Below are 17,174 nucleotides of genomic sequence, written 5' to 3'. Positions count from 1 at the left end.
ACTCCACGTTAACCTGGCGTTAGACCTGGTTGGGGGAGTGTGGGGCCGTGAAGAGACTGATGCTGGCATGGGCGGTGACCGCGCTGGCCGCTGCCGGGGTGGCGGTGGCGGTGCTCGGGCTCCTGGGCGGCGTCCTCACCGGCCAGTCCGGAAATGTCATGACGCAGGCGGAAGCCCGCTCCGCGCTCGCCACCCTCCCGTCGGCCAACCCCACCGGCTCTCCGACGGACCCCGGCGCCTCCCCGTCCACGGCGCCGACCGGCGGCGGTGCTCCCGTGGGCAAGGTGATCAAGACGCGGGGCGGCACCGTCATCGCCACCTGCTCGGCCGGGCAGGTCAGCCTCCGCAACTGGAGCCCCTCCCAGGGCTACTCCGTCGACGACCCCGAGCCCGGCCCCGCCTCCTCCCTGAAGGTCGAGTTCGACCGGGAGGAAGGCGAGGACGTCGAGGTCGTGGTCCGCTGCCAGAACGGCCGGCCGGTCATCTAGCCTTCCGCGCTCAGCGCCGCCTTGGTCAGTTCCGCCTGGCGGCGGATCTGGCGCATCACGACCGGGTTCAGGTTCCTGGCCTCGAAGGTCGCGATCATCGTGTCCATGACGGCGTGGGCCTGGGCCAGGTCGCCCTGGCGGGCCTCGGCGCGGGCCAGGCGCCGCATGACCATGTTGAGCGTGATGTTGTCGATCGAGGTGTCCCTGACGACCACGCCGAGCTGCTCGATGCTCTCCTTGGTGTCCGGCGGGCGGATGCGCAGGTTCTTGGCCGGGGTCAGGTCCTTGAACTCCCGCCCCGCGTTGAGCCCCTTCACCATCCGGGCGTAGACGGACAGGGGGTGCGAGCCGTACCGGGAGATCACCTCGTCCAGCGCGTCGTTGCCCGAGCGCAGCGCCGGAGAGTCGGAGCCGAGCAGTGAGAACAGCTTGCCCTGCTCCTCGCCCAGCATCAGCTCGGCCACCCGGTGGTCGTCGACGGAGACCGGGTAGCCGACCCTGACCGCGCAGACGTTGGAGACGATGCGCGAGCCGTCGCCCGCGATGTACTGGGCGCGCACCTGGTACTCGCCCGGCTGCTGGAAGTAGTGGCCGTCGCGGCCGTGGCCGATGTACGCGCTGCGGTAGACGGCCGGGTTGTTCTCGTCGAGGCGGATGTCCGGCGAGGCGTCCACGCAGTGGCGCATCATCGGGCGGTAGACGACCGTGCGGCCGCCGGGCTGCGTGATGCAGACCTGCGTGAACTCCGTGTCCGGGTGCAGGTGGCTGTGCGTGGTCCGCGCCTCGCCCGTGACGCACAGCTTCAGCTCCACGACGACCGGCTCGCCGAAGCCGAACGACTCCTTGGCCCGCAGCTCCAGCCGCAGCCCCGACTGGTCCATGACGGGCTGCTCGAACGGGTCGATCTCGGCGGCGCCGGTGCCGAACGCGTTGGCGCCCATCGCGACGTCGCGGAAGAAGCCGTGGCGCAGATGGACCAGCTCCACGTCGGTGAACTGGAACGGGAAGGCCGACCAGTAGCCCTGCTCGCCGCCTGGGCGGTAGTTCTGCACGTAGTTCATCCACGACAGGTCGCCGAAGCCGCCGTTCGGGCCCAGCGGCTGGGGCGGGGTTGCCAGGTTCTTCTGCCAGGAGTGCAGCAGGTTGAAGGCGTGGCCCAGCTCGTGGACGTACGTGCGGAGCTGGGCGCGTTGCGCCTGCGGGCTCTGGCCCTGGATGGCGTCGTAGAAGACGGCCGCGCCCTGCCGCTGGAAGCCGTCGTTGTAGTCGAACATGATGCCCCGGTAGCCGCCCACGTGCTTGCTGGCCACCAGCAGCCAGACCCGCCAGGCGGCGGCGTCGCCGTACCGGCTGAACTGGGTTGTCATCGCGTGATGCAGCTCGGCGTCGTCCCAGGCGAGGTCGGCGCCCTCGCCGCCGGTGGGCACCGTGCCCGGCTCGGTGACGCGCAGCTCGATCCCGGCCTCGGCGTAGGCGGCGGGCACGCTGAGCTCACGCGCGGGCGAGCCGGTCGGGCCCGGCAGCGAACCCGTGTCGTACGACACGAACGGCGCCGTCCCGGCCACCGAATCCTGCTCCAGAAGGACGGTGCGGAAGTACGGCGAGACGTAGGCGAGCTGGAAGTCGTCCCCGCCCACGTGCGCGGACGCGCCCTCGTCGGTGACCGTGATGCTGACGCTCCCGGTCGGCACGCTGTAGGTGAACCGGCCGGACCCCCAGACCCGGGTCCTGTCGCCCTCGGCCTGGGTGTTCGGCTGGTCGACGCGGAAGGAGCCCACGTACGAGGTGGTCGCCCCGGCCACCGAGAACAGATCGCCGCTGACCCGTCCGGTGGGTCGTGCTCCGTCGACGTCGACCCTCAGCTCCAGCCGCGAGTCGCCGTTCTGGCCCTGGTACAGCCCGCTGATCATGGGGGGCTCCCTCCCGATGGGGGTTACACCGGGGACGTTCCCCTCGCTGAGGGAGCCTGTCAACAGGCCGTTTCAGCGAGCTCCGCGGACCTGGAGGGAGCTGAGGAGTTCCTCGGAGGCCTGGGTGATCGACTCCACCGCGCGGTCGAAGGCGTCCGCGTTGTGTGCGGCGGGCGCGCGAAATCCCGAGATCTTGCGCACGAACTGCAGCGCCGCGGCCCGCACGTCCTCCTCGGTCACGTCTTCGGTGTACGGCGGGCGCAGCGTCTTGATGCTTCTACACATGCCTCAACGGTAATAGCCGATGCGCTGACTGATCTCGCGGGCACCCGCCGCCAGGATCGCGCCGACCTCCGGCAGGCGCTCGGCCGTCAGCCGGTACGACGGTCCCGACGCGCTGACCGCGGCCACCACCGAACCGTCCGAGCCGCGCACCGGCGCCGCCACCGCGTTCAGGCCCAGCTCCAGCTCCTCGACCGTGCCCGCCCAGCCGCGCTCCCTGATCTCGGCCAGGGCGAGGCCCTCGACCGTGACGATCGTGGCGGGCGTGTAGCGCTCCAGGTCGCGGGGGAGCGGCAGCGCGCCGAAGGCCAGCAGGACCTTGCCGCTGGAGGTGGCGTGGGAGGGGGTGCGCTGGCCCACCCAGTTGTGTCCGCTGATGGCCGACGGGCCGCGTACCTGGCTGATGTTGACGGCGTGGCCGTCCTGGGGGACCGCGAGGTTGACCGTCTCGCCGACGTCCTCGGCCAGGCGGCGGCAGACCTCCCGGCTCTCCTTGGACAGGTCGAGCTGCGCGGTGGCCGCCCCGGCCAGCCTGACCACCCCGAACCCGAGCCGGTAGCGCCCGCGATCGCCGCTCTGCTCGACCAGGCCGCCCTGTTCGAGGGCGTTGAGCAGGCGGAACGCGGTGGACTTGTGCACGTCCAGCTCCACGGCCAGGTCCGTCACCCGGGTGGCGCCCTTGCTGGCGAGAATCTCCAGGATCGCGATCGCCCGATCCACCGACTGCACCGAGCTGTTGCTCATGACGCAACACTACTGGGTTCTGTCGGTGCCGGGTGGGAAGCTCTCGCTCATGGAGTTCTCGGAAGGCACACCCTGCTGGGTGCAACTGCTGACACCCGACGCCGCCGCGGCCAAGCGCTTCTACGGCGGCCTGTTCGGCTGGACCTTCGACGAGCGCGGCGCCTGGGCCGTGTGCCTGGACGGCACCCGCCCCGTCGCCCAGATCACGCAGGCCCCGGGAGAGGCGTGGGAGGTCTACCTGACCACCCCCGACCTCGCCGCGGCCGCGGCCAGGGTCCCGGCCGCCGGCGGCACCCTCCTGGAAGAACCCTTCGACGTCCCCGGCCACGGCCACTACGCCCGGGCCGCCGACCCGGCCGGGACCCCGTTCGTGCTGTGGCAGCCGAGGGAGTTCACGGGCGGCGGCGTGCACTGGCTCGACCTCAACACCCGGGACGGCGAGCGGATCGACGCCTTCTACGCCGCTGTCCTGTCCTACGACCCGCATCCGGCGGCCGGCGACTACACGTTGTGGCACTCCGGCGGCCGGCCGGTGGCGGGCCGCCTGGAGATGAACGACGCCGAGTGGGCCGGCGTCCCCGAGCACTGGATGACGTACTTCGCGGTGGCGGACGTGGACTCCGTGGCCTCGTTGGTCGAAGACCTGGGCGGCACCGTGGGCCATGGCCCCGTGGCCTCCCCCCATGGCCGCCTGGCCATCATCGGCGACCCCACCGGCATCCCCTTCACCGCCATCACCCCCACCCAACCCACAACCCCACCCACCTAGCTGCCCTGCGGGCCGGCCGCTTGGTCGGCACGCACGCGCCACTCACCTTCGGCCGCCCGCAGGGTTCCCGCTTCTGCCCCGGCCCCGCGCCGTGCCGCCTCGCGCTGCCTCGTGCCCTACCTGCCCCGCGCCGTTGGCGGCACGCGTGTGGGGTCGGCCAGCGCGTCAGGTCGATGGTGGTCGCCCGTATCTGTCGGTGACGCATGCGGGGTCCTCGCGCCCGCGTGTGTGGTGCGTTCGCGGAGTGACGTGGCTGTTCGTCTGGCGCGCTTGTGGAGTGGCCGGGGTCGCGGTGGCTGTCCGGTTGGGTTCGGGGTGTTACCCCGATGCGGGTCCCGGGACGGGGGTCAGGGGGTGGGGCTGAGTTCTGCGCCGAAGGCGGTGGCGATCTTGCGCATGCCGGTGGCGAGCTCGTCCCGGTCCAGGGCGTCGATGCGTTCGGCCGGGCCGGATACCGACATGGCGGCCACCACGCGGTTGCCGTCCTGTACCGGTACCGCCAGGCAGTGCACGCCCAGCTCCTCCTCGCCCAGGTCCATCGCGTAGCCGCGGACGCGGACCCGGTCCAGTTCGGCGAGCATCGCCTGCGGGTCGGTGATGGTGTTGGCGGTCTTGCGGGGCATGCCGGTGCGCTCGAACAGGCTGAGGGCCTCGTCGGTGGCCCGGTCGGCGAGCAGTACCTTGCCGACGGCCGTGCTGTGCGGCAGCACCCGCCGCCCGACCTCGGCGAACATCCGCAGCCGCCGCGGCGACGGCACCTGCGCCACGTAGACGATGAAGTCGCCCTCCAGCACGGCCAGGTTCGCCGTCTCACCGGACAGCTCGACCATCCTCGTCAGGTACGGCTGCGCCCACACCCCGACCATCCGCTCGGCGACGCCGCCCAGCCGTACCAGCCCGCCACCGAGGGCGTAGCGCCGGTCGGACTCCTGCCGCACGTAGCCGCGTGACAGCAGGGTCTGCAGCAGGCGGTGGATCGTCCCGTACGGCAGGCCCGTCCTGGCCGCGATCTCCGACAGACCGGCTTCGCCGCCGTGCTCGGCCAGCGCCTCCAGCACGTCGAGCGCCCGATCGACCGACTGCACGCTCACCCGCTCACCCCCGACTCGCTCCCCACCCGGCTCCCCGGGCAACTTACTCCCGTTCCACCCGCCTCCAGACCAACCCGGCCCCGGTACGGCAGGCATGGCGGGCTCACAGGGGTACGCCGCGTAGGGACGCGTCGAGGACCTCGGCCGTGTGGGCGACGCGGATCGAGCCGCCCGCCCGCGTCATCGCCGAGGCGATCTGCATCGTGCATCCCGGATTGGCCGACACCAGCACCTCGGCCCCGGTCGACGCCACCGACTTGGCCTTGCGGTCGCCCAGGTCGCGGGCGGCTTCGGGCTGGAAGATGTTGTACGTGCCCGCCGAGCCGCAGCAGATCGCCGCGTCCGGCACCTCGCGCACCGACAGGCCGGGGATGGCCGACAGGAGCGCGCGCGGCTCGGCCCGGATGCCCTGGGCGTGGGCGAGGTGGCAGGCGTCGTGGTAGGCGATGGTCAGGGGCAGGGGGTGGCGGGTGGCGGCGGGGCCCAGTTCGGCGAGCCATTCGGCCAGGTCGACGGTCCTGATGGCGCGGGCCCTGGCCGCCCAGTCGGGCCGGTCGGCGAGCAGCTCGCCGTACTCCTTCATGGAGGAGCCGCAGCCGGCGGCGTTGACGACGACGGTGGTGACGCCGGCGCGTTCGAAGGTGCGGATGGTGCGTCTGGCGAAGCGGCGGGCCTGGTCTTCGCGGCCGGAGTGCACGCTGAGGGCCCCGCAGCAGCCCTGGCCGGGCGGGATCACGACCTCGCAGCCCTCCAGCGCGAGCACGCGCGCGGTCGCCGCGTTCACCTGCGGGAAGAACTCACCCTGTACGCACCCGGTGAGCATGCCGACGACGGCCCGGCGCGGCCCGCGGGCACGGACACGACGCGGAAGGCGCTGGCGGCGGGTGACCCGGGGCGCGAGGGCGGCCATGGCGCCGAGGCTGGGGTGCACACGCTCCAGGAAGGGCGCCATCCGCTCAGCCAGCCCGATACCAGGACGCAACAGCCGCAACCGCCGCGGATAGGGGAACAGGCTGAAGACGATCCCCCGCACCGCACGCTCGCGCGGGTCGCGCACGTGCACGCGTTCGACCTCGGCGCGCGTCTGCTCGATCAGCCGGTCGTACTTCACCCCGGACGGGCACGCGGTCACACACGCCATGCACCCGAGGCACGCGTCGAAATGCCCGGCCATCTCGGGTGTGACCGGTGTGCCGTCGGTGTGCTGCTTCATGAGGTGGATCCGCCCGCGCGGAGAATCCATCTCCTCGCCCCACAACACGTAGGTCGGGCAGGTCGGCAGGCAGAACCCGCAGTGCACGCAGTCCTTGATCAGCTTCGGGTCCATGCTAGATCCCTCCCACGAACCGGCCGGGGGACATCCTGCGCCCGGGATCGAACCGCTCCTTCACCCGCCGCATCAGCGGCAGCGCGGACACCTCACCCCACCGGTCCATCCGGTACGGCGAAGCCAGCACGCCGACCCGCGCCCCCGCCTCCCGCAGCCCGGCGACGGCGGGCCCGAACCCGGCCCCGTCCCCCCAGAGAAAGAACCGGCCGGAGACGGGAGACCCGCGCAGCGCCAGCCCCGTGCCCGCCAAAACGTCCAGGACGCCGCCGACCCGATCGGGCAGGCAACGCACCTCGGCCAGCGACTCGCCCTCGCCGGCCGTACCCCACCAGCCGGGCATCGAGGAGGTGACCTCCTCCAGGAGCGTCCGTGCGCGCGGGGCGGCGGAGGCGCCTTCGACCAGGGCGGCCAGCGTTACCGATCCGGAAGGGTCCGGCCAGTCGAGTTCGACCGCCGCGGGCTCGGCCTGCGCGGCGGCCAGCCGTACCGCGGCCTCCTGGACCTGCGACGGGGCCACGCGCGCCTGGACCCACGCGTGCTCGGCGGGCAGCGGATGCAGGCGGAAGGTGGCCTCGGCGATCACCCCGAGCGTCCCGAACGAGCCGGTGAAGAGCTTGCCGAGGTCGTAGCCGGCGACGTTCTTGACGACCTTGCCGCCGGACCTGGCGATCGTGCCGTCGGCCAGGACGACGGTGATGCCGATCAGGAGGTCGCGCGGCGTGCCGTACCGGAAGGAGCGGGGGCCGGCGGTCCCGGCGGCGAGCAGCCCGCCGACGGTGGCCTCGTCGCGGAAGGGGCCGTCGTAGACGAGCTCCTGGCCCTGCGCCGCGAGCCGGCCGGCGAGCGCCTCCAGCGTCACCCCGGCCTGCGCGCGGACGACGAGGTCGCCGGCGGCGTGTTCGATGATCTGGTTCATGCAGCAGGTGTCGATCAGCACGTCGCAGCGCTCGGGCGGCGCGCCCCAGTCGAGCTTGGTGCCGCCGCCGACGGGCACGGCGGCGAGGTCGGCCTCGGCGCAGGCGCGCAGCAGCGCGGAGATCTCCTCCACGGACTCCGGCAGCGCGACGTAGGCGGGCGTCACGTCGCCGACGGCGTCGAGCGGACCGGCCTCGCGCAGGGTGACGCCGCTCTTCTCGAGTGCCTTCTCCGTCATCAGAACTGCTCCGCCTTCCCCGACTCGACCAGGGGATGCACGCCCTTCCGCACGCCTGGCACCTCGCCGCAGAGCCGCGGCGTGGGGAAGACCTTGCCGGGGTTCGACAGGTTCCCCGGGTCGAAGGCGCAGCGGACGAGTTGCATGGTGTCGAGGTCGTCGTCGGAGAACATCCTCGGCATATATCGGGACTTGTCCACCCCGACCCCGTGCTCACCCGTGATCGATCCGCCGTTCTCGATGCACAGATCGAGGATCTTGCCCGACACCGTCTCGGCGCGCTCGCCCGCCCCCGGCTCCGCGTCGTCGAACAGCACCAGCGGATGCAGGTTCCCGTCCCCGGCGTGGAAGACGTTCGCCACCTTGATCCCGTATTCGGCGGACAGCCGGTCGATGCTCGCCAGCACCGCGGGCAGGCTCGTCCGTGGCACCACACCGTCCTGCACGATGTACGCCGGGCTGATCCGCCCCACCGCGGCGAACGCCGACTTGCGCCCCTTCCAGATCGCCGCCCGCTCGGCCGGATCGGCCGCCACCCGCAGCTCGAACGCCTGCGCGCAGATCTCCGTGAGCTGCGCGAACTGCCGCTCGACCGCCTCGGCGGGACCGTCCAGCTCCACGATCAGCACCGCGCCCGCCCCCTCGGGATAGGCGCAGGCCACCGCCGCCTCGGCCGCCTCGATCGACAGCGCGTCCATCATCTCGATGGCCGCCGGGACGATCCCCGCCGAGATGATCGCCGACACGGCCTGACCGCCCTGCTCGATGCTCACGAAGGCGGCCAGCACCGTCGTCACTGCCTCAGGTGTACGGCTGAGCCGCACCGTCACCTTGGTGGCGATGCCCAGCGTGCCCTCCGAGCCCACGAAGGCCCCGAGCAGGTCGTAACCCGGATCCATCCGATCAAGCACCACGATGTCCCCGTCGGGGGTGACGATCTCGCAGGCCTCGACGTGGTTGACGGTGAAGCCGTACTTCAGGCAGTGGGCGCCGCCGGAGTTCTCGGCCACGTTGCCGCCGATGGAGCAGATCTGCTGGCTGGAGGGGTCGGGGGCGTAGTAGTAGCCCTGCTCGCGCACCGCCTCGGTGATCGCCAGGTTGGTGACGCCCGGCTCGACGACCGCGCGCCGGTTGGGCAGGTCGATCTCCAGGATGCGCCGCATCTTCGAGGTGACGATGAGCACGCCGTCGGTCCTGGGCAGCGCGCCGCCGGACAGGCCCGTGCCCGATCCCCGGGCGACGAACGGCACGCCGTACCTGTTGCAGAGTTTGACGATCGCGGCGATCTGCTCGGCGGACTCGGCGAGCACCACGACGCCGGGGGTGGCCCGGTGGTAGGTCAGGCCGTCGCACTCGTAGGTGCGCAGGCGTACCGGGTCGGTGATGACCTCGCCCTCACCCGAGGCCACCCCGTGCAGCGCCGTGATGAACTCCGCCAAAGGGGTCATGGCATGCGAGCATAAGCCGGAAGTGTGAGGAACTCCGCGAAATCATCGTCGAGCGCGACCTCCTTGAAGAGCGCCTCGGCCTGGGCGTAGCGCTCGGCGTCGTAGCCGGGCTCCTTCGCGATCTTGGCGAGTTCGTCGGCGATGATCCGCTCGACCAGCTCCTTCGTGACCGTCTCGCCGGTGTCGGCCAGCGCGATGCCGTTGTGGATCCACTGCCAGATCTGCGAACGGGAGATCTCGGCGGTGGCGGCGTCCTCCATGAGGTTGTGGATCGCGACCGCGCCGAGCCCGCCCATCCAGGCGGCCAGGTAGCGCAGGGCGACGTCCACGTTGTTGCGCAGCCCGGTCTCGGTGATGCCGCCGGGGGTGGCCGAGACGCTGAGCAGGTCCTCGGCGCTGACCCGCACGTCCTCGCGGGTGCGGTCGAGCTGGTTGGGTCGCTCGCCGAGCACGCCGTCGAAGACCTCACGGCAGATCGGCACCAGGTCGGGGTGGGCCACCCACGAGCCGTCGAAGCCGTCGCCGGACTCGCGGGTCTTGTCCGCGCGCACCTTCTCCAGCGCGACCGCGTTGACCTCGGGGTCGCGGCGGCTCGGGATGAACGCGGCCATGCCGCCGATCGCGTGCGCGCCGCGCTTGTGGCAGGTGCGCACCAGCAGTTCGGTGTACGCGCGCATGAACGGGGCGGTCATCGTCACCGCGTTGCGCTCGGGCAGCAGGAACTCGCGGCCACGCGTGCGGAACTTCTTGATCACGCTGAAGAGGTAGTCCCAGCGGCCCGCGTTGAGACCGGCCGAGTGCTCGCGCAGCTCGTACAGGATCTCCTCCATCTCGAACGCGGCCGGGTACGTCTCGATCAGGACGGTCGCCCGGATCGTGCCCTGGGGGATGCCGAGCGTGTCCTGGGCTTGGACGAAGACGTCGTTCCACAGGCGCGCCTCAAGGTGGGACTCCATCTTCGGCAGGTAGAAGTACGGGCCCTTGCCCTTGGCGAGCTGGCGCCGCGCGCAGTGGAAGAAGTAGAGGCCGAAGTCGAAGAGCGAGGCGGCGACCTCCTGGCCGTCGACCAGGGCGTGCTTCTCGTTGAGATGCCAGCCGCGCGGGCGGACCACGATCGTGGCGAGCTCGTCGTCGGGCCTGAGCGAGTAGCTCTTGCCGCCGGTCTCGAAGTCGATGGCGCGGTCGAGGGCGTTGCGCAGGTTGAGCTGGCCGGCGACGCAGTTGTCCCACAGCGGCGCGTTGGCGTCCTCGAAGTCGGCCAGCCAGACCTTGGCGCCGGAGTTGAGCGCGTTGATGGTCATCTTCTGGTCGACCGGGCCGGTGATCTCGACGCGGCGGTCCTCAAGGCCGGGGGCGGGCGCGGAGACCTGCCACTCGCCCTCCCTGATCGCCTTCGTCTCGGGCAGGAAGTCGAGCGTGCCGCCGGCCGACAGCTCGGCCTGCCGCGTCTGCCTGGCCTCCAGGAGTTCCAGGCGGCGGGCGTCGAAACGCCGATGGAGCGCTGCCACGAAGTCGAGCGCCTCCGGGGTAAGAACCTCGTCGAACCGGTCGAGCATCGGGCCGGTGATCTCCATGGGCCGAAACCCCTTTCCATGCCGTGGAAAACCTGTTCTGGATTATGGAAGCGAAGCTACTTCATGAGGGGTCGAGGGTCAAAGACGGGGGTCGGCTAGGGGGCATCCCGGATGCGGGTCCGGGCCCAGGCCGGGAAGATTCGAGATATGAAAACAATCGTGTTCGCGGGGGCCCTGCTGGCCTCCACGGCCGTCCTCACCGGCTGCGGGCTGGCGAGCATTGGGGGGCCCACCGAGGAGAGCGTCGTCAACTACGACGTCAACGACAAGGTCGCGCTCCTGGATGTCAACTCGGGATCCGGCGACATCGTCATCACCGAGAGTGAACGGTCGGGCATCCGCGTCACGGAGACCCTCCAGTGGCGCAACAACAAGCCGCAGGCCGAGCACAAGGTCGAGGGCGACACGCTCCGCGTCACGTACGACTGCAAGGGCGGCTTCGGCTCCTGCAGCGTCAGTTACAAGATCGAAGTGCCCAAGGGCCTGAAGGTCAAGGCCGACGCCGGCTCCGGCACCATCACGCTGCGCAACCTCACCGGAGAGCTCGAGGCCTCCGCCGGTTCCGGCGACATCGAAGCCTCCTCCCTCGGCGGCAAGAAGGTCCTCGCCGACGCGGGTTCCGGCAGCATCGACCTCAAGTACGCCAGCGCGCCCGCCGACGTCACCCTCGAAGCCGGTTCCGGCGACGTCACGCTCACCCTGCCCGGCGGCTCCTACAACGTCAAAGCCAACGCCGACTCCGGAGACTCCAAGGTCGAGGTCACCAACGACCCGAACGCCGCCAACCGCGTGACCATCGAGGCCGGATCGGGGAACATCAACGTCGTACCCGGATAACCAGGTGATGGCCGTGGGGATGTCGTGCCACCATCTGGGGAAGACACCACGGTGTCCGGACGTTCCCTAATAGAGATGACACGAATGCAGAAATACTCCACGCTCGACCAGATCGAGACCGGCGAGATGGACCTCGAAGAGCGCCACGCGCTCCGCCGCGTAGCGGGCCTTTCCACCGAACTCCAGGACGTCACCGAGGTCGAATACCGCCAGCTCCGTCTCGAGCGGGTGGTCCTCGTGGGCGTCTGGACCTCTGGTACATCGAGCGATGCCGAAAACTCCCTGCTGGAGCTCAAGCTTCTGGCCGAAACCGCGGGATCCGAGGTGCTCGAGGGCCTCATCCAGCGGCGGCAGAAGCCGGATCCGGCGACCTACATCGGCTCCGGCAAGGCGCTGGAGCTGCGCGACATCGTCGACGCCACCGGCGCGGACACGGTGATCTGCGACGGCGAGCTGACCCCGGCCCAGCTGCGCGAGCTCGAAGAGGTCGTCAAGGTGAAGGTCGTCGACCGGACGATGCTGATCCTCGACATCTTCGCCCAGCACGCGCAGAGCCGGGAGGGCAAGGCCCAGGTCGAGCTCGCCCAGCTGCAGTACCTCATGCCGCGCCTGCGCGGCTGGGGCGGCAACCTGTCCCGTCAGGTCGGCGGCCGTTCCTCCAACGGCGTCGGCGTCGGCGGTCGCGGACCCGGTGAGACGAAGATCGAGCTCGACCGGCGGCGCATCCGCGAGCGGATGTCGAAGCTGCGCAAGCAGATCTCCGGCATGTCCACCTCACGCGAGGTCATGCGCCACCAGCGCCAGCGCCGCGAGGTGCCGGCCGTGGCCATCGCCGGCTACACCAACGCGGGCAAGTCCTCGCTGCTCAACCGCATCACCGGTGCGGGCGTACTGGTCGAGGACGCGCTGTTCGCCACCCTGGACCCGACCGTGCGCAAGTCGCGCACGCCGGACGGGCGGCTGTTCACGATCGCCGACACCGTTGGGTTCGTGCGCCACCTGCCGCACCAGCTGGTGGAGGCGTTCCGGTCCACGCTGGAGGAGGTCGCCGACGCTGACCTGATCCTCCATGTGGTGGACGGCTCGCATCCCGACCCCGAGGGGCAGATCGCGGCGGTTCGCGAGGTCTTCTCCACCATCGAGGGCGCGCTCGACGTGGCCGAGGTCGTGGTGATCAACAAGGCCGACGCCGCCGACCAGGAAGTGATCGACCGCATCATGCGGCGCGAGCGCAACAGCATCGTCGTCTCCGCGCGGACCGGCGCGGGCCTGCCCGAGCTCATGGAGCTCATCGAACGGCAGCTGCCCCGCCTGGACCACGAGGTGCGCCTGCTGGTCCCCTATGACAGGGGAGACCTGGTCTCGCGGGCCCACGAGGAGGGCGAGGTCGTCTCCGTCGAGCACGTCGAGGACGGCACGATCCTGCACGCCTGGGTGCTGTCGAGCCTCTTCCACGAGCTGGAGAAGGTCGCCAAGCCGGTCGAACGGGTCTGATCTCCATTTTCATCTGTACGGCTATCGCTATCTCGATTGGGTGAATGCCCAGCGTATGGCGGTAGCCGTACATCTTAAATCCTGACAAATGCGACAGTGGCCTTGATGTGCCTGGGATTGCTACCATTGGCCAAGCCTCAGGACAGCAAAGGGCACGGGTTGCGGATGATGGCTGCTGCGGGACGAGACGCATGCAGGGGGCGCTGTGACGATTGTGATTTCTTCCGAATAACCCTGTACAGTCGGCCGACCTGTGAAATAACGTAACTGAACTGAAATCGCCGGATCATGCGTCCGGCGATACGGTCACCGCACATCATTGGCGGATGAGAGCAGGAGACCCCATGTCGTCCGGACCCGGACTGGACTCAGTGGGCGCGGCGGGAGCCGTGCGCTCTGTTTCGCGTCCGTGCGTGGCGGTGATGCGGTGACCGTTCGCCTGCTGACCAACATCGGCCGCCTCTGGACCGGCAACGAGGTCCTGAGCAACGCGGCCATCCTCGTGCACAACGACCGCATCGCCTGGGTCGGCCGCGCGCCGGACCTGCCGCAGAGCGTGCCCGGCGTCGTCGACGACATCGTCGACGTCGACCACGTGGAGAACCTCGGCGGCGCCCTCGTCACTCCCGGCCTCATCGACGCGCACACCCACCCCGTCTACGCCGGCAACCGCTACGCCGAACTGGCCATCCGCACCGGCGGCTCCACCTCCTCGGCGATCACCGCCGCGGGCGGCGGCGTGGGCTCCACCGTCACCGTGACCCGCGGCACCGACCCGTGGACCCTCTGCAACGGCGTGCGCGAACGTCTTCGCGCCTGGCTGCTCAGCGGCACGACCACCGTCGAGGCCAAGACCGGCTACCACCTGACGCGCGACGGCGAACTCGCCGACGTGCGGCTCCTGCGCGAGCTGGAGAAGGAGCCGATGATGCCGCGGGTGCACGTCACCTTCCTCGCGGCCCACGTGGTCCCGCCCGAGTACTTCGGCCGCCAGCGCGAGTACGTCGAGGCCGTGGGCGCCTGGTGCGCCGACGCGGCCGCCGCCGGAGCCGACAGCGTCGACGTCTACTGCGACGAAGGCCACTTCACCACCGAGGAATCCCGCTGGGTCCTCGCCTCCGGCCGCAACGTCGGCCTGCTGCCGCGCATCCACGCCGGCCTGTTCAGCCGCCGCGGCGCCGTCCAGCTGGCCGCCGAACTCGGCTGCGCCTCCGCCGACGGCCTCCACCACACCTCCGACGAGGACCTCGCCATCCTCTCCCGGTACGGCGTGCCCGCCGTCGTCTGCCCGGCCACCGCGCTCCAGCGTGGCAACCTCCCGCCGGTGCGCAAGATGATCAAGCACGGCGTGATCGTCGCCCTCGGCAGCGACCACAACCCCGGCTACTGCGGCATCACCTCGATGTCCCAGGTCATCGCGATGGCCGTCGCCGCCTTCGGCATGAGCGTCAACGACGCCCTGCGCGCCGCGACGCTCGGTGGCGCCACCGTCCTGGGCGCGCCCGACCGCGGCGTGCTCGCTCCCGGCCGCCTGGCCGACATCGTCCAGTGGGACGCCGACCACGAAGGCGCCTTCGCCTGGTCCTTCGGACTCAAGCCGCGCCGCGTCTGGCGGGGTGGCACCCCCGTTCAGTAGTTAATCTCGGGGTATGCCGCCTTCGGTCGCCGTTGTCACGGACTCCACCGCCTACCTGCCCGCCGTCGAAGGCGTCACGGTCGTCCCCCTTTCCGTACTCGCCGGCGGAACGGCCCACGACGAACCCGGCTTCACCGGCGACCTCGCCACGGTCACGACCTCGCAGCCGTCACCCGCACGGTTCGCCGCCTGCTACCGCACACTCGCGGCGGCCGGCCATACCGCGATCGTCTCCATCCACCTGTCCGCCGAACTGTCCGGAACCGTCGGCGCCGCCGAACTGGCCGCCTCGAATGCCGGATTACCGGTCGAGGTCGTGGACAGCCGGTCGCTCGCCATGGGCCTCGGATACCCGGTCCTGGCCGCCGCCCGCGCCGCCGCCCAGGGCGCCCCGCTCGCCACGGTGGCCGAAGCGGCCCGCACCAGCGCCGCCGCCACCCGTACGTTCTTCTACGTCGACACCCTCGACCAACTCCACCGCAGCGGCCGGGTCAGCGCCGCCGCCACCCTGTTCGGCTCCGCCCTCATGATCAAACCCCTGCTCCACATCAAGGACGGCACCATCCAGCCCCTGGAAAAGGTCCGCACGGCTACCCGGGCGGTGGCCCGCATGGAAGACCTCGCAGTGGAGGCTGCCTCCTCGTCACCGGTAGACCTGGCAGTCCAACACTTGTCCGCCCCGGACCGAGCCCACGCATTGGCCGACCGCCTCCGCAAACGCCTGCCGGGACTGCGCGAACTCACCTTGGTAGAGGTAGGCGCCGTCGTGGGTGCCCACGTAGGCCCCGGCATGCTCGGCATCACCCTAACCCCCGCCTAACCACCCTGGCCCCACGCCCCGTCCGCCGTCCCAGCACCCTGGGCGCCCACAACGTGTCCGCCTCGGTGCCCTGGCTCGCGACCCGTCTGTCATCCCAGTGCCCTGGCCCGCGACCCGTCTGCCCCTGCGCCCACGGCCCGTTTATCGCCCCAGTGCCCTGGCCCGCGACCTGTCTGTCTTGGTGCCCCTGGCCCGCGACCCGTCTGTCCCAGTGCCTTTGCCCGCGGCCCGTCTGTCCGGGTGCCGTTGTGGGCCGCGCTTCTGCCCTTCAGCGGCGATCCGGCCTGCGTTCGGCTCTCCGCCTGTCCCTGGTGCCCACCCCGTGGCTGGACAGGAGAGCGATCCCCCTCCATCGGGATGCCTGGTTCCTGGGCGTCAACACCCCTGCGCGTCAGCGGTGGGTTCTTGGGCGTCAACCTCTCTGCGCGACAGGCGGCGGGTCTGGGGGTGTCAGCGTCCCGTGCGGTTGGCCACGATGGTCTGGACGGCGCGTTCGAGTGCGTAGCCCGGGTCGGCGCCACCGCCCTTGACCTGCTCGTCGGCCACCGCCACCACCTGGAGCGCCCGTGACAACCCCTCCGGCCCCCAGCCGTTGAGCTGGCGGCGTACCCGATCGACCTTCCACGGCGGCATCCCCAGGTGACCGGCCAGCTGACCACCGCGAAGGTTGCGGGGCGCCCCGCCCACCTTGGCCAGCGACCGCAGGCCGCCCGCCATCGCGCTGACCAGCAACACCGGCGCCACGCCCGTGCCCAGCGCCCAGCGCAACTGCTCCAGCGCGTCCCCCAGCCGCCCCTCCACGGCCGAGTCCGCCACATTGAACCCCGTGACCTCCGCCCGCCCCTTGTGATAGCGCGCGACCGCCGCCAGGGTGATGGTCTTCTCCTGCGTGTCGAACGCCAGTTGACTACACGCGGCAGCCAGTTCACGAAGATCATTACCTACGGCTTCGAGGAGCGCCTGCGCGGCATCAGCCGCGATGGCGCGCTTCGCCCGTTTCACCTCGGTCTTGATGAAGTCGAGCCGTTCGGCGGGCTTGGTGAGCTTGCTGACGGTGACAACGTTCACCCGAGCCTTCTTCAGCCCGTCGACCAGTGCCTTCCCCTTGACCCCACCCGGATGCATCAGCACCAGCACCGTGTCATCGGAAGGCCGCCCCGCATAGGCCAGAACCTCGGCGATCACATCCTTGCCCAGATCCTGCGCCGACCGGATCACCACCACCGACCGGTCCCCGAACAAGGACGGTGAGGCCAACTGCGTCAGCTCCCCCTGAGCCACCTTGGACCCGACCAGATCGTGCACCTCCGCGCCGGAATCGGCAGCACGCGCGATGGCGACAACCTCGCCAACGGCCCGCTCAGCCAGCAGCTCCTCGTCGCCTACGACCAGGGTCACGAGTGGTGGATCGGTTGCGGCCATGTCGAGCAGCATGCCACGTCCCAACGACAACCCGGAACTCAATCCACCACCCACCAGATCGACCCGCCACCCCCACCCACAGCCAAGCCCGAGGACACCCCCCACGGCACCCGAAACCGCCGGGACTGTAAAACTAACGGCCGATCTGATGATCAAGGAAGAGAAGATCGAGGTCC

The 17,174-nt window shown here is 70.5% G+C and carries 15 protein-coding genes; 6 read left to right on the top strand and 9 right to left on the bottom strand.

The features are described 5' to 3' along the window. Positions 1-47 precede the first annotated feature (47 nt). A complete protein-coding gene (locus ACFWYW_RS11740) occupies positions 48-488 on the top strand; it encodes a hypothetical protein (RefSeq protein ID WP_379616534.1) in 441 nt (146 codons plus the stop codon). Here the strand turns inward: ACFWYW_RS11740 and ACFWYW_RS11735 are convergent. The 3 genes from ACFWYW_RS11735 to ACFWYW_RS11725 all read right to left on the bottom strand — a co-directional run bounded on the left by ACFWYW_RS11735 (position 485) and on the right by ACFWYW_RS11725 (position 3,424). Then, complete coding sequence (locus ACFWYW_RS11735) at positions 485-2,398, bottom strand: hypothetical protein (protein ID WP_379616536.1); 1,914 nt, start codon at positions 2,396-2,398, stop codon at positions 485-487. The two genes, ACFWYW_RS11740 and ACFWYW_RS11735, sit on opposite strands and share 4 nt — an antisense overlap. Before the next feature lie 72 nt (positions 2,399-2,470). Next, a complete protein-coding gene (locus ACFWYW_RS11730) occupies positions 2,471-2,683 on the bottom strand; it encodes a DUF2277 domain-containing protein (RefSeq protein WP_379616538.1) in 213 nt (70 codons plus the stop codon). A gap of 3 nt (positions 2,684-2,686) precedes the next feature. After that, entirely contained in the window at positions 2,687-3,424 is a 738-nt protein-coding gene (locus tag ACFWYW_RS11725; RefSeq protein ID WP_379616540.1) for an IclR family transcriptional regulator, read from the bottom strand. On the opposite strand from ACFWYW_RS11725, the gene ACFWYW_RS11720 reads away from it, so the two are divergent. Next, positions 3,423-4,193 carry a VOC family protein gene (locus ACFWYW_RS11720; protein WP_379616542.1) on the top strand — a complete coding sequence of 257 codons (771 nt, stop codon included), beginning with the start codon at positions 3,423-3,425 and terminating at the stop codon, positions 4,191-4,193. The two genes, ACFWYW_RS11725 and ACFWYW_RS11720, sit on opposite strands and share 2 nt — an antisense overlap. A gap of 347 nt (positions 4,194-4,540) precedes the next feature. Here the strand turns inward: ACFWYW_RS11720 and ACFWYW_RS11715 are convergent, their stop codons facing one another. The 5 genes from ACFWYW_RS11715 to aceB form a co-directional block, all read right to left on the bottom strand. After that, a complete protein-coding gene (locus ACFWYW_RS11715) occupies positions 4,541-5,278 on the bottom strand; it encodes an IclR family transcriptional regulator (RefSeq protein ID WP_379616739.1) in 738 nt (245 codons plus the stop codon). A 109-nt stretch (positions 5,279-5,387) separates the two neighbouring features. Next, positions 5,388-6,611, bottom strand: coding sequence for a (Fe-S)-binding protein (locus ACFWYW_RS11710; RefSeq protein ID WP_379616543.1), 1,224 nt, complete (start codon positions 6,609-6,611; stop codon positions 5,388-5,390). Between the two features lies 1 nt (position 6,612). After that, complete coding sequence (locus ACFWYW_RS11705) at positions 6,613-7,767, bottom strand: FAD-binding oxidoreductase (protein WP_379616545.1); 1,155 nt, start codon at positions 7,765-7,767, stop codon at positions 6,613-6,615. Next, positions 7,767-9,215 (bottom strand): FAD-linked oxidase C-terminal domain-containing protein, encoded by a 1,449-nt coding sequence (locus tag ACFWYW_RS11700; RefSeq protein WP_379616547.1) that lies wholly within the window; start codon positions 9,213-9,215, stop codon positions 7,767-7,769. Before ACFWYW_RS11700 ends, ACFWYW_RS11705 begins: the two co-directional genes overlap by 1 nt. Beyond that, on the bottom strand, positions 9,212-10,789 hold the full coding sequence (gene aceB / locus ACFWYW_RS11695; RefSeq protein ID WP_379616549.1) for a malate synthase A: 1,578 nt from the start codon (positions 10,787-10,789) through the stop codon (positions 9,212-9,214). The genes ACFWYW_RS11700 and aceB overlap by 4 nt, the downstream gene beginning before the upstream one ends. Before the next feature lie 147 nt (positions 10,790-10,936). On the opposite strand from aceB, the gene ACFWYW_RS11690 reads away from it, so the two are divergent. The 4 genes from ACFWYW_RS11690 to ACFWYW_RS11675 all read left to right on the top strand — a co-directional run bounded on the left by ACFWYW_RS11690 (position 10,937) and on the right by ACFWYW_RS11675 (position 15,576). Beyond that, positions 10,937-11,626 carry a DUF4097 domain-containing protein gene (locus ACFWYW_RS11690; protein ID WP_379616551.1) on the top strand — a complete coding sequence of 230 codons (690 nt, stop codon included), beginning with the start codon at positions 10,937-10,939 and terminating at the stop codon, positions 11,624-11,626. 75 nt (positions 11,627-11,701) lie between these two features. After that, positions 11,702-13,120, top strand: coding sequence for a GTPase HflX (gene hflX, locus ACFWYW_RS11685; protein WP_379616553.1), 1,419 nt, complete (start codon positions 11,702-11,704; stop codon positions 13,118-13,120). A gap of 427 nt (positions 13,121-13,547) precedes the next feature. Continuing rightward, a complete protein-coding gene (hutI, locus tag ACFWYW_RS11680) occupies positions 13,548-14,756 on the top strand; it encodes an imidazolonepropionase (RefSeq protein ID WP_379616555.1) in 1,209 nt (402 codons plus the stop codon). A 13-nt stretch (positions 14,757-14,769) separates the two neighbouring features. Next, positions 14,770-15,576: a DegV family protein gene (locus ACFWYW_RS11675; RefSeq protein WP_379616557.1), complete on the top strand. Its 807-nt coding sequence runs from the start codon at positions 14,770-14,772 to the stop codon at positions 15,574-15,576. Between the two features lie 450 nt (positions 15,577-16,026). Here the strand turns inward: ACFWYW_RS11675 and holA are convergent, their stop codons facing one another. Then, positions 16,027-17,010 (bottom strand): DNA polymerase III subunit delta, encoded by a 984-nt coding sequence (gene holA / locus ACFWYW_RS11670; RefSeq protein ID WP_379616559.1) that lies wholly within the window; start codon positions 17,008-17,010, stop codon positions 16,027-16,029. Between the last annotated feature and the right edge of the window lie 164 nt (positions 17,011-17,174).

Source organism: Nonomuraea sp. NPDC059023 (genome assembly GCF_042740095.1).
Lineage (GTDB): Bacteria > Actinomycetota > Actinomycetes > Streptosporangiales > Streptosporangiaceae > Nonomuraea.
Note: the sequence above shows the minus strand (reverse complement) of the source record. Positions and strands in the feature narration are given on the sequence as shown.

Bases quoted from the DNA above. Each gene is read 5' to 3' on its own strand.
- ACFWYW_RS11735 (WP_379616536.1), bottom strand. From the start codon at position 2,398: ATGATCAGCGGGCTGTACCAGGGCCAGAACGGCGACTCGCGGCTGGAG.
- ACFWYW_RS11730 (WP_379616538.1), bottom strand. From the start codon at position 2,683: ATGTGTAGAAGCATCAAGACGCTGCGCCCGCCGTACACCGAAGACGTG.
- ACFWYW_RS11720 (WP_379616542.1), top strand. From the start codon at position 3,423: ATGACGCAACACTACTGGGTTCTGTCGGTGCCGGGTGGGAAGCTCTCG.
- ACFWYW_RS11725 (WP_379616540.1), bottom strand. From the start codon at position 3,424: ATGAGCAACAGCTCGGTGCAGTCGGTGGATCGGGCGATCGCGATCCTG.
- ACFWYW_RS11710 (WP_379616543.1), bottom strand. From the start codon at position 6,611: ATGGACCCGAAGCTGATCAAGGACTGCGTGCACTGCGGGTTCTGCCTG.
- ACFWYW_RS11705 (WP_379616545.1), bottom strand. From the start codon at position 7,767: ATGACGGAGAAGGCACTCGAGAAGAGCGGCGTCACCCTGCGCGAGGCC.
- ACFWYW_RS11700 (WP_379616547.1), bottom strand. From the start codon at position 9,215: ATGACCCCTTTGGCGGAGTTCATCACGGCGCTGCACGGGGTGGCCTCG.
- aceB (WP_379616549.1), bottom strand. From the start codon at position 10,789: ATGGAGATCACCGGCCCGATGCTCGACCGGTTCGACGAGGTTCTTACC.
- ACFWYW_RS11690 (WP_379616551.1), top strand. From the start codon at position 10,937: ATGAAAACAATCGTGTTCGCGGGGGCCCTGCTGGCCTCCACGGCCGTC.
- hflX (WP_379616553.1), top strand. From the start codon at position 11,702: ATGACACGAATGCAGAAATACTCCACGCTCGACCAGATCGAGACCGGC.
- ACFWYW_RS11675 (WP_379616557.1), top strand. From the start codon at position 14,770: ATGCCGCCTTCGGTCGCCGTTGTCACGGACTCCACCGCCTACCTGCCC.
- holA (WP_379616559.1), bottom strand. From the start codon at position 17,010: ATGCTGCTCGACATGGCCGCAACCGATCCACCACTCGTGACCCTGGTC.